Origin of the sequence: Vibrio crassostreae (assembly GCF_024347415.1) — a bacterium.
In the GTDB taxonomy this organism is placed as follows: Bacteria; Pseudomonadota; Gammaproteobacteria; order Enterobacterales; family Vibrionaceae; genus Vibrio; species Vibrio crassostreae.
In genome coordinates this window covers 256,309-281,020 of the sequence record NZ_AP025476.1, presented here as the reverse complement: position 1 = coordinate 281,020, position 24,712 = coordinate 256,309, and the positions used below count along the sequence as shown (strand labels likewise).

The 24,712-nt window shown below is 46.1% G+C and carries 17 protein-coding genes and 16 tRNA genes; 8 read left to right on the top strand and 25 right to left on the bottom strand.

Going from position 1 to position 24,712, the window contains the following annotated elements; translation table 11 throughout:
• Window positions 1-2 precede the first annotated feature (2 nt).
• From hflK to tsaE, 7 genes are all read right to left on the bottom strand, one after another.
• The gene (hflK, locus tag OC193_RS01360) at window positions 3-1,205 is read right to left on the bottom strand and encodes an FtsH protease activity modulator HflK (RefSeq protein ID WP_048661598.1); all 1,203 of its coding nucleotides are present in this window, start codon (window positions 1,203-1,205) and stop codon (window positions 3-5) included.
• A 27-nt stretch (window positions 1,206-1,232) separates the two neighbouring features.
• On the bottom strand, window positions 1,233-2,540 hold the full coding sequence (gene hflX, locus OC193_RS01355) for a ribosome rescue GTPase HflX (protein ID WP_017059928.1): 1,308 nt from the start codon (window positions 2,538-2,540) through the stop codon (window positions 1,233-1,235).
• Window positions 2,541-2,584: 44 nt separating this feature from the next.
• Window positions 2,585-2,848: an RNA chaperone Hfq gene (hfq, locus tag OC193_RS01350; protein ID WP_017059927.1), complete on the bottom strand. Its 264-nt coding sequence runs from the start codon at window positions 2,846-2,848 to the stop codon at window positions 2,585-2,587.
• A 193-nt stretch (window positions 2,849-3,041) separates the two neighbouring features.
• Window positions 3,042-3,974, bottom strand: a complete 933-nt coding sequence (miaA, locus tag OC193_RS01345; RefSeq protein WP_048662762.1) for a tRNA (adenosine(37)-N6)-dimethylallyltransferase MiaA — start codon at window positions 3,972-3,974, stop codon at window positions 3,042-3,044.
• A 97-nt stretch (window positions 3,975-4,071) separates the two neighbouring features.
• A complete protein-coding gene (gene mutL / locus OC193_RS01340; RefSeq protein ID WP_048662761.1) occupies window positions 4,072-6,243 on the bottom strand; it encodes a DNA mismatch repair endonuclease MutL in 2,172 nt (723 codons plus the stop codon).
• A 51-nt stretch (window positions 6,244-6,294) separates the two neighbouring features.
• Window positions 6,295-8,010, bottom strand: coding sequence for an N-acetylmuramoyl-L-alanine amidase (locus tag OC193_RS01335; RefSeq protein ID WP_048662760.1), 1,716 nt, complete (start codon window positions 8,008-8,010; stop codon window positions 6,295-6,297).
• Entirely contained in the window at window positions 8,004-8,468 is a 465-nt protein-coding gene (tsaE, locus tag OC193_RS01330; protein ID WP_004735870.1) for a tRNA (adenosine(37)-N6)-threonylcarbamoyltransferase complex ATPase subunit type 1 TsaE, read from the bottom strand. The genes OC193_RS01335 and tsaE overlap by 7 nt, the downstream gene beginning before the upstream one ends.
• A 240-nt stretch (window positions 8,469-8,708) precedes the next feature.
• On the opposite strand from tsaE, the gene queG reads away from it, so the two are divergent.
• Window positions 8,709-9,851 (top strand): tRNA epoxyqueuosine(34) reductase QueG, encoded by a 1,143-nt coding sequence (gene queG / locus OC193_RS01325; protein WP_048662759.1) that lies wholly within the window; start codon window positions 8,709-8,711, stop codon window positions 9,849-9,851.
• A 632-nt stretch (window positions 9,852-10,483) separates the two neighbouring features.
• Here the strand turns inward: queG and OC193_RS01320 are convergent.
• The 17 genes from OC193_RS01320 to orn all read right to left on the bottom strand — a co-directional run bounded on the left by OC193_RS01320 (window position 10,484) and on the right by orn (window position 13,231).
• A tRNA-Gly gene (locus OC193_RS01320) sits at window positions 10,484-10,559 on the bottom strand.
• Between the two features lie 56 nt (window positions 10,560-10,615).
• A tRNA-Met gene (locus OC193_RS01315) sits at window positions 10,616-10,692 on the bottom strand.
• Between the two features lie 67 nt (window positions 10,693-10,759).
• Window positions 10,760-10,835 (bottom strand) — tRNA-Gly (locus OC193_RS01310).
• A 56-nt stretch (window positions 10,836-10,891) separates the two neighbouring features.
• Window positions 10,892-10,968, bottom strand: a tRNA-Met gene (locus tag OC193_RS01305).
• Between the two features lie 49 nt (window positions 10,969-11,017).
• Window positions 11,018-11,093: transfer RNA gene (locus tag OC193_RS01300), tRNA-Gly, on the bottom strand.
• A 56-nt stretch (window positions 11,094-11,149) separates the two neighbouring features.
• A tRNA-Met gene (locus OC193_RS01295) sits at window positions 11,150-11,226 on the bottom strand.
• Between the two features lie 49 nt (window positions 11,227-11,275).
• Window positions 11,276-11,351 (bottom strand) — tRNA-Gly (locus OC193_RS01290).
• 56 nt (window positions 11,352-11,407) lie between these two features.
• Window positions 11,408-11,484: transfer RNA gene (locus OC193_RS01285), tRNA-Met, on the bottom strand.
• Window positions 11,485-11,533: 49 nt separating this feature from the next.
• Window positions 11,534-11,609: transfer RNA gene (locus OC193_RS01280), tRNA-Gly, on the bottom strand.
• A gap of 56 nt (window positions 11,610-11,665) precedes the next feature.
• Window positions 11,666-11,742, bottom strand: a tRNA-Met gene (locus tag OC193_RS01275).
• A 49-nt stretch (window positions 11,743-11,791) separates the two neighbouring features.
• Window positions 11,792-11,867: transfer RNA gene (locus tag OC193_RS01270), tRNA-Gly, on the bottom strand.
• A 56-nt stretch (window positions 11,868-11,923) separates the two neighbouring features.
• A tRNA-Met gene (locus OC193_RS01265) sits at window positions 11,924-12,000 on the bottom strand.
• 36 nt (window positions 12,001-12,036) lie between these two features.
• Window positions 12,037-12,112: transfer RNA gene (locus OC193_RS01260), tRNA-Gly, on the bottom strand.
• Window positions 12,113-12,187: 75 nt separating this feature from the next.
• Window positions 12,188-12,264: transfer RNA gene (locus tag OC193_RS01255), tRNA-Met, on the bottom strand.
• Window positions 12,265-12,300: 36 nt separating this feature from the next.
• Window positions 12,301-12,376: transfer RNA gene (locus tag OC193_RS01250), tRNA-Gly, on the bottom strand.
• Between the two features lie 53 nt (window positions 12,377-12,429).
• A tRNA-Gly gene (locus tag OC193_RS01245) sits at window positions 12,430-12,505 on the bottom strand.
• A 180-nt stretch (window positions 12,506-12,685) separates the two neighbouring features.
• On the bottom strand, window positions 12,686-13,231 hold the full coding sequence (gene orn, locus OC193_RS01240) for an oligoribonuclease (protein ID WP_010434065.1): 546 nt from the start codon (window positions 13,229-13,231) through the stop codon (window positions 12,686-12,688).
• A 150-nt stretch (window positions 13,232-13,381) separates the two neighbouring features.
• On the opposite strand from orn, the gene rsgA reads away from it, so the two are divergent.
• From rsgA to OC193_RS01215, 5 genes are all read left to right on the top strand, one after another.
• Window positions 13,382-14,437: a small ribosomal subunit biogenesis GTPase RsgA gene (gene rsgA / locus OC193_RS01235; protein ID WP_048663217.1), complete on the top strand. Its 1,056-nt coding sequence runs from the start codon at window positions 13,382-13,384 to the stop codon at window positions 14,435-14,437.
• 125 nt (window positions 14,438-14,562) lie between these two features.
• Complete coding sequence (gene asd / locus OC193_RS01230) at window positions 14,563-15,474, top strand: archaetidylserine decarboxylase (protein WP_048663216.1); 912 nt, start codon at window positions 14,563-14,565, stop codon at window positions 15,472-15,474.
• A gap of 326 nt (window positions 15,475-15,800) precedes the next feature.
• Complete coding sequence (locus OC193_RS01225) at window positions 15,801-17,216, top strand: SLC13 family permease (protein WP_048663214.1); 1,416 nt, start codon at window positions 15,801-15,803, stop codon at window positions 17,214-17,216.
• A gap of 528 nt (window positions 17,217-17,744) precedes the next feature.
• Window positions 17,745-19,625: a methyl-accepting chemotaxis protein gene (locus OC193_RS01220; protein WP_048663213.1), complete on the top strand. Its 1,881-nt coding sequence runs from the start codon at window positions 17,745-17,747 to the stop codon at window positions 19,623-19,625.
• 156 nt (window positions 19,626-19,781) lie between these two features.
• A complete protein-coding gene (locus tag OC193_RS01215) occupies window positions 19,782-20,669 on the top strand; it encodes a DMT family transporter (protein ID WP_048663212.1) in 888 nt (295 codons plus the stop codon).
• Between the two features lie 33 nt (window positions 20,670-20,702).
• Here the strand turns inward: OC193_RS01215 and epmA are convergent, their stop codons facing one another.
• Window positions 20,703-21,674 (bottom strand): elongation factor P--(R)-beta-lysine ligase, encoded by a 972-nt coding sequence (epmA, locus tag OC193_RS01210; protein ID WP_048661407.1) that lies wholly within the window; start codon window positions 21,672-21,674, stop codon window positions 20,703-20,705.
• Between the two features lie 450 nt (window positions 21,675-22,124).
• Here epmA and frdA point away from each other — a divergent pair, with 450 nt between their 5' ends.
• Together frdA and OC193_RS01200 are read left to right on the top strand one after the other, a co-directional pair.
• Entirely contained in the window at window positions 22,125-23,948 is a 1,824-nt protein-coding gene (frdA, locus tag OC193_RS01205) for a fumarate reductase (quinol) flavoprotein subunit (protein ID WP_048663211.1), read from the top strand.
• Window positions 23,948-24,712 carry a succinate dehydrogenase/fumarate reductase iron-sulfur subunit gene (locus OC193_RS01200; protein WP_009847917.1) on the top strand — a complete coding sequence of 255 codons (765 nt, stop codon included), beginning with the start codon at window positions 23,948-23,950 and terminating at the stop codon, window positions 24,710-24,712. Before frdA ends, OC193_RS01200 begins: the two co-directional genes overlap by 1 nt.

Genomic DNA, 24,712 nt, shown 5'->3' with positions numbered 1-24,712 from the left:
TATTAGTATCTCCCTTGACGTGAACTGTCTGAACGAGTTTGAGTGCTAGACTTTGGATCCGCTTGTTTTTCTAATTCAATTTGATCGTAAGTTGATGGTGCTTTTGCAGGGCGAGTGCCCGACTGAGAACCACCTTGTGCGCCTAGCTTATCAATTGGTAGGTATAGCAAGTTACCGCTTGATTCAGAATCAATCAGGACTTTCGATGTGCTTGAGTACACTTTTTCCATTGTATCTAGATACATACGGTTACGTGTTACTTCAGGAGCTGCTTGGTATTCAGGTAGCAGTTTCTCGAACTGAGCTACTTGACCTAGAGCACCATTAACTGTGCGCTCTGAGTAACCCACCGCTTCTTTCTTCAAACGCTCAGCACGACCTGTTGCTTTTGGAAGAATATCATTTCGGTAAGCTTCAGCTTCACGCTCAAAACGCTCTTCATCCTCACGAGCCGCGATAGCATCATCAAATGCATCTTTCACTTGCTCAGGTGGACGTGCTGACTGGAAGTTCACGTCAACAATCAGAATACCCATGTCGTAGCTATCAATAATACGGTTCAACGTTTCTTGAGTGCTTTGACGAATCTGCTGACGACCACTTGTTAGGATACTATCCATTAGTGAGTCACCAATTACCGCACGAAGCGCAGAATCGGTTGCTTGGCGTAAACTGTCATCCGCATTCGTTACACGATACAAGTACTTGTATGGGTCAGAAACACGGTATTGAACACCCATTTCAACGGTCACAACGTTTTCGTCTTTAGTCAGCATGGTGCCTGACGCGCGTAGAGAACGAATCGCTTGAACGTTTACTAGCTGCTCATCTTTGATTTCATCGATGAAGCGTGGGTGCCAGTTAAGACCAGGTTCTTCGATACGGTCGAATTGACCCAGTCGAAGTACTACTGCTCTTTCTGCTTCGCCAACGGTGTAGAAACCAGCGAAGAACCAGATAGCAATCGCGATAACGGCAATGACACCAAAGCCAATTGCACCGCCACCACCGATAGATGGCCCGTTACCGTTGCCACCCTTTTTACCAAACTTGCCACCTAACTTTTGACTTAGTTTACTAAACACTTCGTCTAGATCTGGCGGTCCTTGATCTCGGCCGCCGCGATTATTTTTATTACCCCAAGGGTCATTATCGCGGCCGTTATTATCGCCGTTGTTATTATTTCCAGGCTCATTCCACGCCATTAGAAAGCTCCATCATTTGATATGACGTTATACTGTAGCAGTCTCTTTGGTGACGATAAAGTCACCTAAGAGCGCCCCTTCTCTTTTTTCAAGTTTAGACCAATCTATTTGTTGCATTCGGATATCTATCAACAAGTTACCATTTTCATCATACTCTTCCTGTTGAATACATTTCATCTCGAAGAATAAGCTGCGAATACGCCCCTGATGTTGATGTGGAATACACAACCGGAATTGAACCATCTGGCTAGCTAAACGCTCAGTTAAAGCTTCAAACAGCAGTTCAATACCTTCTCCTTCCATTGCAGAAACCCAAACAGCGCGAGGTGCGCCCTCTTCGTCTCTTTCAATTCGAGGTTTTTGGTCTTCCATGCAGTCAATTTTGTTCATGACTACAAGGGTTGGCACTTCATGAGCATCGATTTCTTCTAATACTTCATGAACAGCCTGAATGTTCTCACGAAAACGGTCATCACTGGCATCAACAACATGTAACAAAATGTCAGCTTCCTGCGTCTCTTGTAATGTTGCCTTGAACGCAGCGACCAAGTCGTGTGGTAGATGACGGATAAAACCTACGGTATCTGCGAGAATTGCAGGACCGACATCTGCCAAATCAATCTTACGTAGTGTTGGGTCTAAGGTTGCAAACAGTTGGTCTGCCGCATAAACACCCGCACTTGTGATGCGATTGAAAAGTGTTGATTTCCCTGCGTTGGTATAACCAACCAAAGAAATTGTTGGGATTTCAGCTCGATTACGAGCACGTCGTCCTTGTTCACGCTGCTTAGCGACTTTCGCTAAACGACGCAGTATTGCCTTTATACGGTCACGCAACAAACGTCGATCGGTTTCCAGTTGAGTTTCACCTGGACCACGAAGACCAATACCACCTTTCTGCCTTTCAAGGTGAGTCCAACCACGAATCAATCGGGTAGAGATATGACGAAGTTGAGCGAGCTCAACTTGTAGCTTACCTTCATGAGTTCGCGCACGTTGTGCAAAGATATCTAAGATCAAACCCGTGCGATCAATCACACGACATTTACACAATTGCTCGAGGTTTCGCTCTTGGGCAGGAGATAGGGAGTGGTTAAAAATCACAATTTCAGCACCGGTTAGCTGAACAGCTTGTGCGATTTCTAGGGCTTTACCTTCTCCAACGTAGTATTTAGGGAGTGGGGATTGTCGGCTACCAGTAATCACTTGTAGCGTTTCTACCCCCGCTGAGGAGACCAGCATTTCACATTCACTTAGGTCTTCCCACTCTCCCTCTTGCGTGAAGTTGATATGAACAAGTACGGCTCGCTCGCCGGATTCATAACGGTCAAACAAGCAACCAACTCCTTATTACAGCGTAAGCTGTATCAATTGAACGATTAATCTTCAGTCTTCTCTGGACGATCAGATGGCGTGCGTTGCTCGCCGCTGTGGTGACTAACTGCACGTGCAGGTACCACAGTAGAAATCGCATGCTTGTAAACCATTTGGTTTACTGTGTTCTTCAATAAGATCACGAATTGATCGAAAGACTCGATCTGACCTTGCAGCTTAATGCCGTTGACAAGATAGATAGAGACTGGAATGCGCTCACGACGGAGTGCATTTAGGAATGGGTCTTGTAGCGATTGCCCCTTAGCCATTTTATTTTCCTTATTTGTATTTTGTTGTAATTATTTAGCTAGTGGTGCACAAAAAGGTGCGGCCTTTGCATCTGAGCTAAATGAATAAAAAAACTCCGTTGTTATTGAAAGGCTGTGATTTTTTAAAAGCCTCAATAACGGATCCTTTCCAGAGTATATTCACGCAAAAGCGATCACATTATACACAGCAATACTAATCAGATGCTATTGCATCTGAAAGAGTTTCTAACGCTTGATCAATGTTTTCGCTATCTAACCAAGTTAAATCATCCCAACTGCGCAACCAGGTGATTTGTCGCTTGGCCAACTGACGGGTTGCACAGACACCACGGAAAACCGCTTCGTCTAAATCACAATTACCGTCTAAATAATCCCACATCTGCCTATAACCAACGCATCGGATCGATGGCAGTTCAGGGTGAAGATCTTCTCTGGCGTACAACGCCTTCATTTCCTCTTCAAATCCCGCTTCTATCATCTTCTCGAAACGCAGCTCAATGCGGCGATGGAGTTCTTTCCTTTCCTTGGGAGCTATTGCAAATTGTTTTACACGAAATGGCAGGCTATCGCCTTTCGTTTGAGTTAGCTCTGTTAATGTTTTACCCGAAATTCGGTAAACTTCCAATGCCCTTGAAAGCCTTTGTGGATCATTTGGGTGTATTCTTTCAGCGGATACGGGATCTATCTCTCTTAATTGATCGTGCAATGCCTGCCAACCTTGTTCGATAGATTCCGCTTCAATCTGCTTACGAATCTCTTGATCCGCTGCGGGTAATGGCGATAAACCTTCCAACAATGCTTTGTAGTAAAGCATTGTGCCACCAACAAGTAGCGGAATTTTGCCTTCCGCTACAATCTTATTCATTTCATTGATCGCATCACGACGAAAATCTGCCGCAGAATATGCTTCGCTTGGATCCAAAATATCAATCAAGCGATGAGGTGCAAGTGCAAGCTCTTGCGCATCCGGTTTAGCGGTGCCGATATCCATGTCTTTGTAGATAAGTGCCGAATCGACGCTGATGATCTCTACTGGGTATTTCTGACGTAAGCGGATAGCTAAATCTGTTTTTCCTGACGCCGTTGGGCCCATTAAAAACAACGCTAAAGGTAATTTTTCAGTCATGATATTTTGTATTTGCTTCTCTGTTTTAGCGCTTTTTAGCAAAGGGCTTTGTGTCGCGACGTATTCAGCTAAAAAGACAAATGTCGTCGCGAAAAAATTAAACCGTAAACGCGGCTATAGTCGCTGAAAAGTCGATAGGATTAACAAACTCAGGATCATCTAATGGAAGTAGACCATGCCAAAGTTGTTCAAGTTCCCCAACTAGTTGAACCGCTTCAGATAAAGTGTAGTCGCTTTTTACTTGTGCGGTTTGAATCCCGATCCAGTTAACCAATGATGGCAACAGGTCACTGGAAACATTAGCCGAGTGATTATCGACAATCTGAGCATTTAATGAAGCCGCGTAAGATAACAGATCTGGGATCAGAATTTGTAAGTTTTGCTGCCTTAAAGGAGAAGGTACGCCCATCACCATTACCGCCTCACTGTTTCGCGCCTTAAGCTCAATCCCCAGTAATGCCAGTGTTTGGCTCAACGCCTTCGCAACTTCGACAAGCTCACTGCCAAGCTTAATCGATAAGGGCACCAATAGTGGTTGTCTTTTTAACGCCCCCCCTCGAGTATCAAGCTGACCAACAACACGCAACAATTCAGCCTTAGCCAAAGAAACCAACACACTGCCGTTCTTATTACCCATCACCAGATACTGACGTTCTACAATCGAGACTGCTTTGCCTAAGTCCGTTACAGGTGCTCTTGGCTTCGAGTTAACGGGATTCTGTTGGGCAGGCTTAGCTTCTGTTGGCGCTGTTTGTGCCACCTGTTCTTGAGGAGGGGTGAGATCCACGGTGTGCTCATCAAAGTCTGGCGTTTTTAAAAGCTCTTTATAGGCCTTAACTTCGCGCTTTGAGGGTGCTGGCTCAGCATGATGTTGATGTGACTCTTTCTCTTTTTTAGGTTCAGGTCGAGACTCTATCCATTCTTGGCGAGGAGAACCGGTAAAACTGGTTTCGCGAGCCGACGAGCCTCCGCTCGGCGATGAACTTCGGTTAGCTGGTGAGCTGTAACGCTGCCCGCCATCATTAACGCAGTGTTGAGGCTGGTTATAGGCTTGCTCAGATTCTGCTTTTCTCGGATAGGCTGGAGTCTGTTCAATCGCATGTCGCACTCTTTCAGAAACCTGCGATTGTTCCGAATGAGCTGGGGCATTCCTTTCTGGAGCGCTAAAACTCGTCGTCTCTTCCGCTTCAGGCACCGAACTATCCTGTTGATAATTAGGGGCTTCTGATTGGTGGAAAGCGGATTGATTAATAGGCGCCGCATCAATCTGCTTGCTCTGTGCTAGGCCATCACTCAATGCTTGGTAAATAAAGTCATGCACAAGGCGCGCTTGATGAAAACGCACTTCATGTTTGGCAGGGTGAACATTCACGTCGACTTGATGCGGGTCTAGCTCGATGAACAACACATACGTCGCGAATTGGTCAGGGCGCAGGCTGGTTTCATAGCTCTGACGAATCGCGTGATTAATCAGTTTGTCGCGCATCATGCGGCCATTCACATAGCAGTATTGCAGATCGCTTTGCTGTCTCGCCCCTTCGGGCGTGGTGATCCAGCCATGAAGTTTTAGACCTTGGTGCTCAAGTTCGATCTTAAGCATATGGCGAACAAAAGGATTACCACATACTGCAGCGATGCGCTTTTCTGCTTGAACTTGTGTTTTAGCAGCGCGGTACTGACGAATCATTTTGCCGTTATGACGAAGGTTGATCGTCACATCAAAGCGACTCAATGCGATGCGTTTAAGCAACTCATCAATATGCGTGAATTCGGTTTTCTCGGTGCGTAAGAATTTGCGACGTGCTGGTGTGTTGAAGAACAGGTCCAACACTTCCACCGAAGTACCAATGGGATGCGCCGCAGGCTGCAGTTTCACCTGCATATCACGGCCTTCACTGTGTGCTGCCCAAGCTTGATCTTGAGTCGCAGGGCGTGAAGTCATGGTTAAGCGCGCAACAGAGCTGATACTCGCGAGCGCTTCACCACGAAAACCAAGGCTGACGATCGCCTCTAGGTCATCAAGGGTATGGATCTTAGAGGTAGCATGACGGCTCAGCGCCAAGGCGAGCTCATCTTTAACGATGCCCTTGCCGTTGTCACGAACGCGGATCATCTTAGCGCCACCTTTCTCGATATCGATATCGATACGTGTCGCGCCGGAATCCAAACTGTTCTCAACCAACTCTTTCACAACAGAAGCGGGTCTTTCTACCACCTCACCCGCTGCGATTTGGTTAGCTAGCCGAGCTGGCAGTATTTTGATCGTCATATTTATAGCTACCTTACTGCCATTGATGGAAACATGTCTGTGTTAAAAAACTTATTTGTGCGGAATAATCAACACCTGCCCCACCGCGAGGCTGTCAGATCGTAGCTTATTTGCTTGGCGAATGCTGTTAACGCTCACGCCATATTTCGACGCAATCTTGCCAAGATAATCGCCCCTTGCAACTTTGTGCTTGCGCAGAGGAACATCTTTTACTTCAACCGTAATACGTAACTTTTGGCCGACTCTCACCGTCTCTGATTTCAAACGGTTCTCACGTTTAATATCAGCCACCGACACTTTATAGCGGCTGGCGATCTTACCTAGGTACTCTCCAGACTTAACCGTGTGAGTGATAGTTTTCGTTTTAACAACACTGCTTGATGATGAGCTTGAAGCGCTGCCTGGAATCTTAAGTATTTGGCCGATAGCTAGGCTACTCGATTTCAGATTGTTGAACTTCATCAACGTCTGTGTCGACGTACCATATTTGCTCGCAATCACAGACAAAGACTCACCACGAGAGACTTTATGTTGGCTCACGCTGCCCGTTGATGATGTCGCATTCGATAAGATAATCCCTTCTGGCGGGTTAGCCTTCAAATACTTAACAACGGCTTTAGTCACAGAACGGGCCAGCTTGTCTTGGTGCGAACGTTGGAAGAGCAGCTTCTCTTCCGTCGGATTCGAAATAAAGCCTGTCTCAACCAATACCGATGGAATCTGTGGTGAGCGTAATACCGCTAAGCTGGTGTTAATCGGCTTACTGTTATGCAGCTTCGCGACTTTACCCATTTCAGACAGAATCGCCGTTGCCAGTTTATAACCCTCTTTTTGAGAGTGACTAAACTGCAGATCAAGCAGAGTTTGGTTTACGTTCTTATCATCAATATTGCCAGTGAAAGCCGCACCGCTACCACCAAGTAATTCAGACTGCTTCTCTTTGTTCTCGATCCATCGAGAGATCTCGGTATTTGCGCGTCGAGTATTCAACACAAACACCGAACCACCTCTTGGTTGAGGGGTAGTAAAGGCATCCGCGTGAATAGAGATAAACAGATGAGCTTCGTTTTCACGAGCAATCGCGACACGTCGATTCAGGTTTACAAAATAGTCAGCATTACGAGTCATACGGGTTTTGATCCCCGGAATCGCATTCAATTGAGCTGCTAACTTCTTAGAAATACTCAGAGTCGCATTCTTCTCATATTTACGAGATGGGCCGATTGAGCCAGGATCTTCACCACCGTGGCCAGGGTCAATCACGATCAAAATGTCTTTCTGACGTTTAACCTGATTAATGTTCTTACTTACCGTTGGCTTACTTGGCTTCGATGTCGCTTTACTTGCCGCACCATGAGGTAAGTCGATCACCAAACGGTGCCCATACTGACCACCCGGAGTCGGGCTCAGTTTGAACAACTCTGCTTTAGACGACTTCTTTAATTCAAAAACCAAGCGATAGGTGTTTTTGTCTGGCGGTGAACTCTTACGAATCTTAGATAGAACAGGGCTATCTTTCACCACGACCGGTAACTTAGTCGCAAGATTAGTGTTCTTTAAATCGACCACTAAACGACTCGGGCTACTCAGGGTGAAATAGCTAAAGTCCGCTTCTGATTTTAAGTCGATCACCACACGAGTTTCTTCTGGAGAAGGCCAAACCCTTAAACTTTTCAGTGAGTTTGCAGAAACAAGTGAAGAAAACAGTATAGTAAAAACAGCAGCCATTATGGCCACTGCTGAAATAAGGCGTTTAGAAATCAACATAACTCCAACTGACTAAGTAAGCGCTGTCCGTATTCACTATTAGCGGTTAAAGAAACAATACGGTGATCGTCTTGGTAACGAATATCAATATCCAAATCGGCTTCTGGTAGCATCCCATAACCTTTCTCAGGCCATTCAACCAAACAGATAGCATCCGGAGTAAAGTAGTCACGAATTCCCATGAACTCTAACTCTTCAGGATCGGCTAGGCGATAAAGGTCAAAGTGGTACACCTGCCAATCGGCAAGTTGATAAGGTTCGACTAGAGTATACGTTGGGCTCTTTACATTTCCTTGATGGCCAAGTGCTTTTACAAAGCCACGACTGAAGGTCGTTTTACCTGCGCCAAGATCACCATGCAGATAAATCGTCGTCTGCTGTGAGCAAAGATTAGAAAGCTCCGTTCCTAATTGAATCGTTGCTTGTTCATCTTTCAAAGTAAATTGTTTCGTGCTCATGAATACGTTCTCTAAAAATCGATCGTTGACTATATAAAAATCAAAAGAACAAGAATAGTAAACCGTGATGCTTTTGGGAGACAAGCACTCAAGTGTAAGTTCTATGAAAAATACTGCTCAAAACGCGTCTGTTCTGGTCAACACCACTAAGATCCGTTAAGATCCGCCCCCATTTTTGCCGAACCTAATTTTAATTAGCCTTATCTCTAATTGTAAAACAGAGAAAATAAGAATTAAGCCATGAATCTAGACCATCTTGCTGAAAAAATTAAAATCTGGGGAAAAGAGCTAGGCTTTCAAAAAGTTGGCATCTGCGATATTGATTTAAGTGAACACGAAGCCCCCCTTCAAGCATGGCTAGATGCGGGTCACCACGGCGAAATGGATTGGATGGCTCGGCATGGGATGATGCGTGCACGCCCTGATGAACTTCACCCTGGTACAATTCGAGTGATCAGCGCTCGAATGAACTACCTACCACCGGAAGCTCAGTTTGCCTCTAACCTAAGCGATACTACTCAAGGCTACATCAGCCGCTATTCTTTAGGCCGCGACTATCACAAATTGTTCCGTAACCAGTTGAAAAAGCTGGGACAAAGAATTGAAAAAGAGGTCGAAGGTTTAGACTCACGACCTTTCGTTGATTCAGCGCCTATTTTGGAAAGACCGCTCGCTCAAAAAGCAGGGTTGGGTTGGACAGGTAAACACTCATTAATTCTTGATAAAGACGCTGGCTCTTGGTTCTTTCTCGGGGAGCTGTTAGTTAACATCCCTCTTCCAACGGATGAACCCAGTGTCGATGAGTGCGGCAAATGCACCGCATGTATCACTTCTTGCCCAACGGGTGCCATTATTGATGATGGCGTGGTGGATGCGCGCAAATGTATATCGTACTTAACCATTGAATATGATGGTGTGATCCCGGAAGAGTTTAGAGAAGCGATTGGTAACCGTATCTACGGTTGTGATGATTGTCAGTTAGTTTGCCCATGGAACCGTCATGCCGAACTCACAGAACAAACCGACTTTCACCGCAGAGAAGGCTTCCAAGAGGCTGACCTGGTTGCACTTTCAAGTTGGGACGAAGCGACCTTCCTAAAGAAAATGGAAGGCTCCGCAATAAGACGTATCGGCTACACCCAGTGGTTGCGCAATATCTTTGTTGCGATGGGCAATGCGCCATTTCAACAACGCATTGTTGAAACCCTGGAGTCCCATCAAGGCAAAAACGAAATGCTAGATGTCCATATTGAGTGGGCTTTAGAAAAACAACTACAGCAATTACCAAGTGCCATTGAGGTGCTAAAAGGTAACAGTAAAGTCGCGACTAAAAAGCACCGGCTAATACGTATAGTAGAGAAAGGACTACCAAGAGACGCTTAACGCTTTATATACCAATGTATGGCAAGCGAGCCCCCACTAACAGTCCAACATTTAAGACAACTCGTTGCACATAATTTTAGAACAATGTTTGACCTTGTTCTCAATTCTAGCAATGTGGAAAAAATTCAGAACTCTCGTAAACTTCCGACACCCGCGCAAAGTTAAACACAGTACCGATAAATGATTAAGATCAAAAAACAACAAGTTAACGATCTTTTATCAAATCCAAGATAAGCATCCAACTTGATAAAAAACAATAAGTTACGATCGCCACAATTCATCTAATATATTGAAAACAAGAAAGATCTTTTAGGGATAGGTAAAGAATTAAGCCTGAAATAACTTTATCAACCAAGTTATCCACACCTAACATTTTGTGGATAAGTCTGTTTATAGATGTGAAAAACCTCAAGTATCTGCTTCAGAGACCTGATGTTTACTAGCATTCCAGTTGCTAAGAAAAATTTAAGACAAAAAAATATCCACCATGATGGAGGATTATTTGCTTTTTGGGGAGATTATGCTTCGCAGCATTAAAGAAAGAGCGTGACCTTTAAGGTCGCCTTTAAACTCTGTGATCTAAAGAAAAACACGGTGGTTTAAAGAGTCTTAATAGCTTTTTAGAAGAAAGCTGGAGCGATACATCGGGTTCGAACCGATGACCTCAACCTTGGCAAGGTTGCGCTCTACCAACTGAGCTAGTATCGCATTAGTTAATCGCTGCTCTTACTGCCTTGGGCAACAGATAGCGCTTAACTGTAATGTGGTTGCGGGAGCCGGATTTGAACCGACGACCTTCGGGTTATGAGCCCGACGAGCTACCAAACTGCTCCATCCCGCGTCCGGATGTTTTTCTTTTCGCATCATTATCGTTTAAGACAATGAATCTTGCCTTTAAAAGGCTAATTTGGAGCGATACATCGGGTTCGAACCGATGACCTCAACCTTGGCAAGGTTGCGCTCTACCAACTGAGCTAGTATCGCATTAGTTATTCGCTGCTCTTACTGCCTTGGGCAACAGATAGCGCTTAACTGTAATGTGGTTGCGGGAGCCGGATTTGAACCGACGACCTTCGGGTTATGAGCCCGACGAGCTACCAAACTGCTCCATCCCGCGTCCGGATGCATTGTTTAAGTCAATGAGTCTTGCCTTTAAAAGGCTAATTTGGAGCGATACATCGGGTTCGAACCGATGACCTCAACCTTGGCAAGGTTGCGCTCTACCAACTGAGCTAGTATCGCATTAGTTATTCGCTGCTCTTACTGCCTTGGGCAACAGATAGCGCTTAACTGTAATGTGGTTGCGGGAGCCGGATTTGAACCGACGACCTTCGGGTTATGAGCCCGACGAGCTACCAAACTGCTCCATCCCGCGTCCGGATGCATTGTTTAAGTCAATGAGTCTTGCCTTTAAAAGGCTAATTTGGAGCGATACATCGGGTTCGAACCGATGACCTCAACCTTGGCAAGGTTGCGCTCTACCAACTGAGCTAGTATCGCATTAGTTATTCGCTGCTCTTACTGCCTTGGGCAACAGATAGCGCTTAACTGTAATGTGGTTGCGGGAGCCGGATTTGAACCGACGACCTTCGGGTTATGAGCCCGACGAGCTACCAAACTGCTCCATCCCGCGTCCGGATGCATTGTTTAAGTCAATGAGTCTTGCCTTTAAAAGGCTAATTTGGAGCGATACATCGGGTTCGAACCGATGACCTCAACCTTGGCAAGGTTGCGCTCTACCAACTGAGCTAGTATCGCATTAGTTATTCGCTGCTCTTACTGCCTTGGGCAACAGATAGCGCTTAACTGTAATGTGGTTGCGGGAGCCGGATTTGAACCGACGACCTTCGGGTTATGAGCCCGACGAGCTACCAAACTGCTCCATCCCGCGTCCGGATGCATTGTTTAAGTCAATGAGTCTTGCCTTAAAAAGGCTAATTTGGAGCGATACATCGGGTTCGAACCGATGACCTCAACCTTGGCAAGGTTGCGCTCTACCAACTGAGCTAGTATCGCATTAGTTAACCGCTGCTCTTACTGCCCTAGGCAATAAATGGCGACTAACTGTAATGTGGTTGCGGGAGCCGGATTTGAACCGACGACCTTCGGGTTATGAGCCCGACGAGCTACCAAACTGCTCCATCCCGCGTCCGGATGCATCAATTAAGTTGATGATTCTTTAATTTGGAGCGATACATCGGGTTCGAACCGATGACCTCAACCTTGGCAAGGTTGCGCTCTACCAACTGAGCTAGTATCGCATAAGTTAATCGCTGCTCTTACTGCCTTGGGCAGCTCTTACCGTCTTGGACAACAGATAGCGCTTAACTGTAATGTGGTTGCGGGAGCCGGATTTGAACCGACGACCTTCGGGTTATGAGCCCGACGAGCTACCAAACTGCTCCATCCCGCGTCCGGATGCATCAATTAAGTTGATGATTCTTTAATTTGGAGCGATACATCGGGTTCGAACCGATGACCTCAACCTTGGCAAGGTTGCGCTCTACCAACTGAGCTAGTATCGCATTATAAAAGGTCTTTCACCTTTCGATTACCGCTTTCGCCGTAACCTACAAATTGGAGCGATACATCGGGTTCGAACCGATGACCTCAACCTTGGCAAGGTTGCGCTCTACCAACTGAGCTAGTATCGCAATCTGAAAACGTCTTTCGCCGTTCAGGGCTGCGAATTATAAGAGCATTTTTTTGTGATGCAAGTCCTTAATGCAAAATTACGAAACTTTTTACTCAACTGCTGTAAAAGCACACAGATTTGCAAAAAAATTAGCTCTTATGTCCCTGAAAAGTTAGATAAACGTGATCATTTTATCCGACTAGATGTTAATAATCGTTTTTCGGTAGTACTGCAGCTCGGCGATCGACTCTCGAATATCGTCTAACGCAAGGTGACTTCCCGACTTAGAAAAACCATCTAACACTTCAGGTTTCCAACGACGAGTCAGCTCTTTCAGAGTGCTAACGTCAACATAACGGTAGTGGAAGTACTCTTCCAACTCAGGCATGTGCTTGTATAGGAAACGGCGGTCTTGACCAATGCTGTTACCACAAATCGGTGACTTACCTTTTGGTACCCATTTTTCAAGAAACTCAATCGTTTGTTGGATGGCATCTTGCTCTGAAACGGTGCTTTCTTGAATTCGCTTCACGAGACCGCTACCAGTGTGAGTCGTTGTGCACCACTCGTCCATCTTGTCCAATTCACTCTGAGGTTGGTGAATAGCCAAAACAGGTCCTTCAGCCAGGATGTTAAGCTCACTATCAGTAACGATAGTAGCAATTTCAATGATTTTATGAGTTTCAGGATCAAGTCCTGTCATCTCTAGATCAACCCAAATAAGGTTCTGATCGCTAAAGGACATAAGGCGTCGCCTATTTGTTTATGTGTAAAAGAGGTACTATACCCAAATAACTATACTCAAACTAGCTTTAGGACCATCGAAATCATGTGGTACCAGCAACATCCAGTTTGAGTCCCCAATCATCAAGTTAGATGTGTTAAGTGAAAAATTGTGGCTAAAAAAAAGAAGTTAACCAAAGGTCAAGTACGTCGAGTACGTAGCAACCAGAACAAGCGACTCAAGAAAGAAGATTCTATCCAGTGGGATGAGAACATGCTTGGTGGAACCAAAAGCGGACTCGTAATTACGCGCTTTGGCCAACATGCCGATATCGAAGATCTTGAAACTAACGAAGTTCATCGTTGTAACTTACGCCGTAGTATCGAGACTTTAGTTTCTGGTGACCGAGTGACTTGGCGCGCAGGCTTAGAATCCATGGCCGGCATTTCTGGCGTTGTGGAAGCGGTTGAACCGAGAACTTCAATGCTGACTCGTCCTGATTACTACGATGGCCTAAAGCCGGTTGCTGCGAACGTTGACCAAATGGTTATCGTATCGGCTGTGTTACCAGAGCTATCACTTAATATTATCGACCGCTATTTAATCGCTTCAGAAACAGTGAACATCGCGCCGCTTGTTGTGCTGAATAAGGTCGACCTGCTGACTGATGAGCAGATTGCTGAATACCGTGAAACACTTAAAGAGTACGAGAAGATCGGCTACAAAGTGATGTTCGTGAGTAAAGAGTCTGGCTACGGCATCAAAGAGCTGGAAGCTGAACTCAAAGACCGTATCAACATCTTTGTTGGTCAATCAGGTGTGGGTAAATCAAGCCTAGTGAATGCATTAATGCCAACGCTAGACATTGAAGAGGGCGAAGTGTCTGAGAACTCAGGTCTTGGCCAACATACCACCACGGCAGCTCGTTTGTACCACTTCCCTTCAGGCGGTGATCTTATTGATTCTCCAGGAGTTCGTGAATTCGGCCTATGGCACCTAGAAGCCGACGAAATCACGGAGGCCTTCATCGAGTTCAAGCCTTACCTTGGCGGTTGTAAATTCCGCGACTGTAAACACAACGATGACCCAGGCTGCATCCTGCGCGAAGCGGTAGAAAACGGCAAGATCAGTCGATTACGTTTCGACAACTACCACCGTATCATTGAAAGCATGGCGAGTAACAAAGATAACCGTCAGTATTCACGCAACAAAAAAGCCGATCTCTAATCGCGTTTTTGTGAACAAATGTGTGCATTTACTGACAATTGGCGCGAATTTAAGTAACATCTCGCGCCCTAAACCGTCATCGACAGATTTAATTGAAACACAATTAGCATTGGAAAATTAATACAATGGATAAGATTAAAGTTGGATTGCAGTACTGGATTCCACAACATGGACTGACTCGTCTAGTCGGCAAACTTGCGTCTGCTAAAGCGGGCGGCTTAACGACAGCGATCATCAACTGGTTCATCAAGCAATACAAAGTGAACATGGATGAAGCTCTGCATAGCGATCCAAAACACTTTAAAACATTCAATGAATTCTTCGTGCGTGAATTGAAAGAAGGCATGCGCCCTATCGCTGAAGGCGAGTCTGTTATTGTTCACCCTGCAGATGCACGTGTAAGCCAATTTGGCCCAATTACTGACGGCCAACTTATTCAAGCTAAAGGCCATGACTACTCAGCTCGCGAGCTATTGGGTGGTGATGCAGCGCTAGCGGATGAGTTTAAAGACGGCGAATTCGCAACACTTTACCTGTCTCCAAGTGATTACCACCGCGTGCATATGCCATGCGACGGCACACTACGCCAGATGATCTACGTTCCGGGTGATCTTTTCTCAGTTAACCCATTAACGGCAGAGAACGTTCCAAACCTATTTGCACGTAACGAGCGTGTGGTTTGTATCTTCGATACGGAATTTGGCCCAATGGCACAGGTGTTGGTTGGCGCAACGATCGTAGGCAGCATTGAGCAAGTATGGGCTGGCACCATCACGCCACCGCGTGGTAACTCTGTGTACAAATGGGATTACCCAGCACAAGGCAATAACGCTATCATCTTGAAGAAAGGCGAAGAGATGGGTCGCTTTAAGCTTGGTTCAACGGTTATCAACCTGTTCGCTAAAGATGCAATCAAGTTTGACGACACGATGCAAAATGGTGAGAAAACCGTTCTTGGTACCCCTTTCGCGCATATTGCGGGTAAAGAAGTTGAGACTGAAACTGTAGATTCAGCAGAGAACACCGACCAAGCTTAACGGTTTGAGTTAACTCATTTAGTTTTAAAGGCGTGTTATCTTTCTGTATTTAGAGAAGAACGCGCCTTTTTCTTAACTCTACCAATTCATTTGCTACTCAAGCTCTAACAACCCAAGCTTTCAAACCTCAATCCTCAAGCCCAGCCCAGCCCAGCCACCTGTTGCTTCTCACTCTTGCCTCTAATTGCCCAGATAAAAGATTGACCAAAAACAAAACAACTGTCGAAACCTTAAACAACTTTTCGATTTTACAACCCGTCTCCAAGTACCAAAAATCCAGATAACTTACTCTATTTGAAGATATTTTATTCATAGGGTCTTTGTACATGCCTAAACTCAATGTTGGCGTTCTGGTCAAGCTGTTGATTTGTTTTGCGATTCCCTTAGGCGTGTTGTTCATGCCGATAGATTCAATACCAATCGATGATCTCACGCTGATTCAACACCGCTTGTTGGCGATATTCTTATTGGCAGCTCTGCTGTGGGTGCTTGAACCAGTTCCGGTTTTCGCTACCTCAATACTGATCATTGCACTTGAGCTGGTAATGATTTCTGACAAAGGCTTACACCTGTTTAGAAATCCACCTGCAGGACACGATCTCGGTGAGTTAATCAAATATACCGATATATTCGGTGCATTTTCATCGCCAATCATCATCCTATTCATGGGTGGTTTTGCTCTTGCGATCTCTGCATCCAAGTACGAACTCGATAACAACCTAGCTCGAGTACTGCTTAAGCCATTTGGTACCGAGCCGCGCTTCATCATGCTGGGTTTAATGTTGATCACCGCAGTGTTCTCGATGTTCATGTCGAATACCGCAACTACGGTAATGATGCTGGCGCTACTCGGTCCTATCGTAGCTTCTGCACCAAAAGGCGACATGGGGATCAAAGCGCTCGTGTTGTGTATTCCAATCGCTGCCAATACTGGTGGTATCGCGACACCGATCGGCACGCCACCCAATGCCATTGCACTACAATACCTAACTGGTGAAAACACCATCGACTTCCTCAGCTGGATGATGATGGGCTTACCTTTTGTGATCATCCAACTCACCATTGCTTGGTTCCTTCTTCAGAAAATCTTTCCTTCCAAGCAGAAAAACATGGTGCTCAAGCTCGATGGACAATTCAGAAAGAGTTGGCGAGCGATTGTGGTTTACATCACCTTCGCTGCGACCATCTTATTGTGGATGACCACCAAGCTGCATGGCATGAACACTTATGTGGTCTCTATCATTCCACTGGCTGTCTTCACTCTTACAGGCATCATGGGCAAAGAAGAGCTCAAGCTGATTAACTGGGACGTGTTGTGGCTGGTTGCAGGTGGTATTGCGATTGGTATCGGGCTTGATAAGACAGGTTTAGCAGCAGCGTTAGCACACGCGATTGACTATGAGTCGCTCTCTCCAGCAGCCGTAGTTCTCACACTATCTATCGTGTGTTGGTTGATGGCGAACTTCATGTCAAACACCGCTACCGCCAACTTACTGATGCCGATAGCCGCTGCGATTGGTGCTTCAATGGAAAGCCTAGTTTCGATTGGTGGCCTGCAAGGCTTGCTGGTTGTAGTTGCCTTCTCAGCATCACTCGGCATGATTCTTCCAGTATCGACACCACCAAACTCACTGGCTTACTCAACCGGACTTATCGAAAGCAAAGACATGGCTAAGATGGGTATCATCTTGGGTATTGTCGGCTTGCTGATGGTTTACCTCGCGCTGTTTATCATCACCTAGCACGTTAACGCCTCACTACAGCCCATCAGATAGCAATAGTGATTTCGCTATCTGGTGGGTTTATCAGTTTTTTTATCGATAGATAATTGTGATTCTACTTCACGGTTTATTAAAAATAACGATGATTCATTTTAGATTTTTGATTTTAAACACGTTTAATACTACCGAGACAGCGGCAATATACACGCATCAGAGACACATTAATTCACCATCAAGTACGTCACTGTCATTAGGGCGTATTGACCTTTCGAGCTGATTTTTGCAGCGAATTGCTGGGTATGTCTACAAGGCAGAGGTTTTGATGTGTAGCTAGCCTACATGAGAAGCCGATAACGCAGTAGAAATGACCAACAAACGCTGCCCGAAGGGTTCGGCTAAAAGCGTTTTACTCTTTGTTGAGGGGGATTTGCTTAGAATGGCTAGGCTACTTCCCCCTCGCCGCGATTAAAACGCTTTTATCTCGAACAAAATTGAACCGCGAAAGGTCAACACGCCCTAGTTTTTTGTCTAATCAGAGAGGAATGGACCTTGAGACATACTATTAAATTTAAAATTCAGATCGCTATTGCGGTCATTATTGCCGCCGTGAGTGGCGCTCAAGCTTGGATATCGGTTAATCAGCTGACTCAAGAGACTGAAGTCGCGATAAACCAAGAAATGAAAAATGTCAGTGTCGGTACTACCAATTATATTGCCGATTGGCTCTCAACTCGCAGCGATATGATGCTTGCTAACGAGCCGACTATTTCAAGCAATAGTAATTCTGACCGCGAGTTATTGATCACCAAACAAGCCGGGCAGTTCTTGTCTGTTTATGCGGGATTCAGCGATGGCACTATCGCGTATGGCGATAAAGGTGAAGATTGGCCAGCAGGCTATGACCCACGCACCCGCCCTTGGTACAAAGATGCCAACGCAACATCAAACCTCATCATTACCGAGCCTTATCAAGACTTCGATGGCAGCATTGTCATCAGCTTTGCGAAAGCATTCAACGGTGAAAGACAAGGTGTCCTCGCAGCAGACTTAACCGTCACCAGCATTATTGATACGGTTCTCAATGTAAAACTGGATAACGATGGCTTTGCGTTTTTAGTGGATGGTAACAACAACATCGTTGCCTACACGGATGAAGAGCTAAGTCAGAAACCACTAACTAGTTTGAACCCTGGACTCACCGCAAACAAAGTGTCGCAACTGATTCAAGATCAAATGATCACCACGCTAACTTGGCCAGGCCAAGGGGATAAACTGGTCTATATTGCCAATGTCCCGAATACCGATTGGTCATTAGGTATTGTTATCGATAAGAAAATGGCGTTCTCTGCGGTCTCTGATGCGATTCAATTCATCTCCCTAACCTCTTTGGTTTTGTACATCGTCATTTCGATTGCGAGCACAATGGTGATCAACCGCCTGCTTTCTCCATTACAAACCTTATCAGAAGCGCTGACTCAACTCGCTCAAGGTAGAGGTGACCTCACTCAACGTATTGATATCACGCGTATGGATGAGATAGGTAAACTGGCCGAGCTTGTAAACCAATTCTTAAGCCAGATGCAATGCATGTTGAAGGGCGTCATAGAGCACAGTCACGATCTTAACAATCATGCCGAAAAGGCCAACCAACTGGCGACCCAATCCTCCATTCGAGTTGAGAATCAGCAAAACGATATCAACCAGATTGCGACCGCGATACATGAGATGTCGGCCACCGCAGCCGAAGTGGCGAGCCATGCCGAATTAACCGCATCCGCTTCTCAAGCCTCTGCAACCGCTTGTAACGAAGGCCAAGAGGTTATCCAACAAAACCGCGATGCGATTACTGGCCTCGCGACTCAAGTGGAAGACGCAGCCAATGTTATTCGAGAATTAGAAAGTAATGCTCAAAGCATCAACAAGATCCTATCCACCATTCAAGGCATTGCCGAGCAAACCAACCTATTGGCACTGAATGCTGCAATTGAAGCCGCGCGTGCAGGTGAACAAGGTCGTGGCTTTGCCGTTGTCGCAGACGAGGTTCGAGTGTTAAGCCAAAGAACGCATGGCTCAACGGAAGAGATCCGCGTGATGATTGATACGTTGCAGAAGAATACCGAACATGCCGTTGAAAGCATGACCACCAGCACCCAACTGGCAGAGAACAGCGTTGGCTTCGCAGAGCAAGCTCATGGCAGCCTCTCTAAAATCACTCAAGCCATCACTGAAATCAACGATATGGCACTGCAAATAGCCAGTGCTGCAGAAGAGCAACGCGCGGTAAGCGAAGACATCAGCCGTAATACGCAAGGGATCAAAGATGCCTCTGACGACCTAGCACAGCAAGCTGAAAGCAGTCGCAATAGCTCCAATGAAATGAGTAGCGCTGCCGAGTCGATGCGCCGAGATGTGGAGCGCTTTAAGGTATAACTCACCTCAAGCAAAGTAAGTAAACCACACCACCGAGAGGCTGCTGACGTAAACCAATAGCTGAAGTGACTCTTTTCATAAGAATCACTTTGTTCTCAGTTCGGTTTAATGCATATTGATGAGCTAATTTATCCCAGACACAAGGATGTTATTCAGATGGGATTCGAATGGTTAGCTCTTGCTGCCGCTTTTCTTTGGGCGATTGCGAGCCTGATGTCAGTAAAGCCAGCTCAACACTTAGGTTCTTTCGCCTATAGTCGCTGGCGAATGGGTTGTACCGCGATCATCTTATCAAGCATGGCTTGGTTTACCGGTGGTTGGTCAAGTGTAGAAGCCGATCTGGTGACGCCTATGATGCTGTCAGGCCTGATTGGTATCTTCATTGGTGATACTGCCCTATTTGCTTGTTTGAATCGCATGGGGCCACGACAAGCTGGCTTACTGTTCTCTTGCCATGCCGTGTTCTCGGCGATTCTCGGTTACTTCCTGTTTAGCGAAAGCATGACTTCTGTTGAGCTAATTGGCTCAGCTTTGGTGTTCAGTGGTGTATTAACCGCGATATTCTTTGGTCGTCGAGGACAAGCCAGCAACCAACTCGAAACCATCAAAGGCACCGTTTGGATTGGCGTTGCACTGGGAATTACAGCTGCGATTTGCCAAGCACTGGGTGGCATCATCGCTAAACCCGTGATGCAAACTAATATCGACCCTGTTGCCGCTTCTGCGATTCGGATGATCACCGCCTTTGTCGCCCACTCCGCATTTCGTTTAACAGGTGCCAAGCTGTCACGCGCAATCAACCCGATGAATGGTCAGATATTTGCGATTACGGCAGTTAACGGCTTTTTAGCGATGGCGGTGGGAATGACGCTGATTTTGTATGCGTTGCAGGAAGGCAATGTCGGCATGGTTGCTTTGTTATCTTCAACCACACCGATTATGTTGTTACCAATACTCTGGCTTTACACCAAGCAGAGGCCAAATGCCTACGCTTGGATAGGTGCCATTGTTGCCGTAGTGGGTACTGGTATTCTGGTCAGCTAGTCAAACCGTCAGTAAGACTAGCTGAATAGAGAGCTAAGAACGTGGGAACGGGAAAGCGGTCACATCATCGATGTGGTCGTAACCCAAAGCCAGCATAATCAGCCTATCGATACCCAACGCAACACCCGCACAATCTGGTAAACCCGCTTTTAATGCCTCAATCAAGTGATGGTCAATCGGCTGAGGCGATAAGCCCATCTCAATACGCTTGGCGTTGTCATCTTCAAAGCGCTTGAGCTGCTCTTGTGGCTTATCTAATTCATGGAAGCCGTTGGCTAACTCGATGCCTTTGAAATACACCTCAAAGCGATCCGCCACTCGCGAATCCTCGGGGTTAATCTTAGCTAATGCCGCTTGTGAGGCTGGGAAGTCATAAACAAAGGCTGGCACCTGTTGGCCAATCTTTGCTTCCACCCCAATACTGAAAAGAAGCTGCAATAGCGTATCGCGATCTTCTTCAGGCTCAGCAATATCGCTGAGCCCAAGTTTCGCTGCTGCTTGTTTTAGGATATCCATCGAATCTTCAAGCGGACACACACCTAACACATCGATAAAGGCTTGTTGGTAAGTCATGCGTTCTGCCTCGCCTGATTTTAAGATTTGCTGTAGTAGCAGATCCATTTCATCCATCAGGTCATGGTGATCAAAACCGACGCGATACCACTCCAGCATGGTGAACTCAGGATTGTGATAACGGCCATTTTCTTCGTTACGGAAAGACTTACAAATTTGATAAATACAGCCACTGCCCGCCGCTAATAGACGTTTCATATGAAACTCAGGGCTAGTCATAAAGAACAGGGGCTGACCGTGCGCATAACCCGGCCCTACGAATTCAGTTTTGAAAGTATGCAAATGCACGTCCGTCACCGTGGCGTGGCTCATCGCAGGCGTATCCACTTCCATCACGTTTCGCTCAGCAAAGAACTGACGGATTTGATTAAGGATATCAGCACGTTGCTTTAACTGCTTAATGGTTGCGGCTGGTTGCCATGTTGAGTGCATTATTAAGTTCCATATTACTGAATTCTAGGCGACGGAAATTACCACCTTTCGCCTCTTTTGTAAGCTCCTATCTTTCTATAGATGAAAGCAAAATGTTGCCTTAATGAAGCCAGAAAATTACGTTCTACAATACAATTATCAATACAGCTTTCACATCCACATTGATAACAAAAATCATACTCAACAAGCCGTTAACACAAGCCCTGTGGGCTAATCGTTATCAACAATTGATTGCCGTGATTGCAGTCACATAACCTATAAATTCTATGCCTCCATATGCACTACCGACCTAAAAACCCAAATGCATCAACTTTTCGAATACCTTCCTCTCTTACACTGAACCTACCACTTAAGGCTTAGGGGTGATAAACGGTTGATGCCGTTTAAGTACTCTCTAAATGCTTTTTATAATTACAAGCGGAATACTCCGCATCACACTGGAGAATAACTGTGAAGACAATTACCACAGATATCGCAGTCATCGGCGCAGGCGGCGCTGGTCTTCGTACAGCAATTGCAGCAGCTGAAGCTAATCCTGAATTAGAAGTAGCACTGATTTCTAAAGTTTACCCAATGCGTTCGCACACGGTAGCTGCAGAAGGCGGTTCAGCAGCGGTAATTAAAGACGAAGATAGTCTAGATAACCACTTCAACGATACTGTTGGCGGTGGCGACTGGCTATGTGAACAGGATGTTGTTGAATACTTTGTTGAAAACTCGACTCGCGAAATGATCCAAATGGAACAATGGGGCTGCCCATGGAGTCGTAAAGAAAACGGTGAAGTAAACGTACGCCGATTCGGCGGTATGAAGGTAGAGAGAACGTGGTTCGCAGCGGATAAAACCGGCTTCCACATGCTTCATACTCTGTTCCAGACTTCGATGAAGTACGACACAATCAAACGATTTGATGAGTACTTTGTGGTGGATTTGATCGTTGAAGAAGGCGAAGTACAAGGCCTAATCGCGATTCATATGTCTGAAGGTGAACTTGTTACGATTAAAGCGAAATCTGTTGTGTTAGCAACCGGTGGCGCAGGTCGTGTTTACCACTGTAATACCAACGGCGGCATCGTAACGGGCGACGGTATGGCAATGGCTTATCGCCACGGTGTACCACTGCGTGACATGGAGTTCGTTCAATACCACCCAACAGGCCTACCGGGCACTGGCATCTTGATGACCGAAGGTTGTCGTGGTGAAGGCGGTATCATTGTCAACAAGAACGGCTACCGTTACCTACAAGATTACGGCATGGGCCCTGAAACTCCAGTGGGCGAGCCGAAAAACAAATACATGGAACTGGGTCCTCGTGACAAAGTTTCTCAAGCATTCTGGCACGAACAGCAGAAAGGCAACACCATCAAGCACCCTCTTGGTGATGTCGTACACCTTGACCTTCGCCACCTGGGTGAAGAGTATCTGCAAGAGCGTCTTCCGTTCATCTGTGAGCTGGCAAAAGCGTACGTAAACGTAGACCCAGCAAAAGAGCCAATCCCAATTCGTCCGACTGTTCACTACACCATGGGTGGTATTGAAACTAACGGTACTTGTGAAACTCGCATCAAAGGCCTATTTGCTGTTGGTGAATGTGCTTCTGTTGGCCTACACGGTGCAAACCGCCTAGGTTCTAACTCTCTAGCTGAGTTCGTGGTATTTGGTCGCGTAGCCGGTGAAGAAGCCGTGAAACGTGCAGCTGAATTCAAAGGCTGGAATGAAGAGTCTATCGCTAAGCAAGTTAAAGCGGTTGAAGATCGCATCGCCGGTCTACTAAACCAAGAAGGTGATGAGAACTGGGCTGATATCCGTACTGAAATGGGTCACACCATGGAAGCGGGTTGTGGTATCTACCGTCAAGAAGACTTGATGCAAAAGACCATCGACAAAATCACTGAACTGAAAGCGCGCTACAAGAAGATCAGCATTAAAGACAAAGGCAAAGTGTTCAACACAGACCTACTTTACGCTATCGAAGTGGGTTACGGCCTTGAAGTTGCAGAAGCGATGGTTCACTCAGCGATCCTTCGTAAAGAGTCTCGCGGTGCACACCAACGTCTAGACGACAACTGCACAGAACGTGATGACGTGAACTTCCTGAAACACTCTCTATCTTTCTACAACGAAGATGCAGCACCAACCATCGACTACAGCGGCGTTAAGATTACTAAATCTCAACCTAAAGCTCGTCTATACGGTGAAGCAGCCGAGAAAGCCGCTGCCGCTGAAAAAGCAGCAGAAGAGAATGCGAAGAAGAGCGAAGAGGAGCAAGCATAATGTCAGCGAATCGAATCCAAAAAATTGAAATCCTGCGTTATGACCCTGAGCACGATGCAGAACCTCACTTTCAAACCTTTGAAGTGCCATTTGATGAAACCATGTCAGTACTTGATGCGATCGGTTACATCAAAGATAACCTAGATAAAGACCTGTCTTACCGTTGGTCTTGTCGTATGGCGATTTGTGGTTCTTGCGGCATCATGGTTGATGGCGTGCCAAAACTGGCATGTAAAAGCTTCTTACGTGACTACCCGAATGGCTTCAAGATTGAGCCTTTGGCTAACTTCCCAATCGAAAAAGATTTGATTGTCGACATGACGCCGTTCATCGAGCGCCTTGAAGCAATCAAGCCTTACATCATTGGTAATGACCGTAAGCCAGAAGACGGCACTAACATCCAAACTCCAGAGCAAATGGCGAAGTACAAACAGTTCGCTGGCTGCATCAACTGTGGTTTGTGTTACGCAGCGTGTCCTCAGTTTGGTCTAAACCCTGAGTTCATCGGCCCTGCGGCACTTGCTCTTGCTCACCGCTACAACCTAGATAGCCGTGACAATGGTAAAGCTGAACGCATGAAGCTTATCAATGGCGACAACGGCGCTTGGGGTTGTACGTTTGTAGGTTACTGTTCTGACGTATGTCCGAAGAAAGTAGACCCAGCAGCGGCAGTGAACCAAGGTAAAGTTGAGTCTTCAATGGACTTCGTTATCTCGATGTTCAAGCCTGATGGATCGCAAGTAAAAACAGCAGAGGAGGCATAA

Bases quoted from the DNA above. Each gene is read 5' to 3' on its own strand.
- hflK (WP_048661598.1), bottom strand. From the start codon at position 1,205: ATGGCGTGGAATGAGCCTGGAAATAATAACAACGGCGATAATAACGGC.
- hfq (WP_017059927.1), bottom strand. From the start codon at position 2,848: ATGGCTAAGGGGCAATCGCTACAAGACCCATTCCTAAATGCACTCCGT.
- miaA (WP_048662762.1), bottom strand. From the start codon at position 3,974: ATGACTGAAAAATTACCTTTAGCGTTGTTTTTAATGGGCCCAACGGCG.
- mutL (WP_048662761.1), bottom strand. From the start codon at position 6,243: ATGACGATCAAAATACTGCCAGCTCGGCTAGCTAACCAAATCGCAGCG.
- OC193_RS01335 (WP_048662760.1), bottom strand. From the start codon at position 8,010: ATGTTGATTTCTAAACGCCTTATTTCAGCAGTGGCCATAATGGCTGCT.
- tsaE (WP_004735870.1), bottom strand. From the start codon at position 8,468: ATGAGCACGAAACAATTTACTTTGAAAGATGAACAAGCAACGATTCAA.
- queG (WP_048662759.1), top strand. From the start codon at position 8,709: ATGAATCTAGACCATCTTGCTGAAAAAATTAAAATCTGGGGAAAAGAG.
- orn (WP_010434065.1), bottom strand. From the start codon at position 13,231: ATGTCCTTTAGCGATCAGAACCTTATTTGGGTTGATCTAGAGATGACA.
- asd (WP_048663216.1), top strand. From the start codon at position 14,563: ATGGATAAGATTAAAGTTGGATTGCAGTACTGGATTCCACAACATGGA.
- OC193_RS01225 (WP_048663214.1), top strand. From the start codon at position 15,801: ATGCCTAAACTCAATGTTGGCGTTCTGGTCAAGCTGTTGATTTGTTTT.
- OC193_RS01215 (WP_048663212.1), top strand. From the start codon at position 19,782: ATGGGATTCGAATGGTTAGCTCTTGCTGCCGCTTTTCTTTGGGCGATT.
- epmA (WP_048661407.1), bottom strand. From the start codon at position 21,674: ATGCACTCAACATGGCAACCAGCCGCAACCATTAAGCAGTTAAAGCAA.
- OC193_RS01200 (WP_009847917.1), top strand. From the start codon at position 23,948: ATGTCAGCGAATCGAATCCAAAAAATTGAAATCCTGCGTTATGACCCT.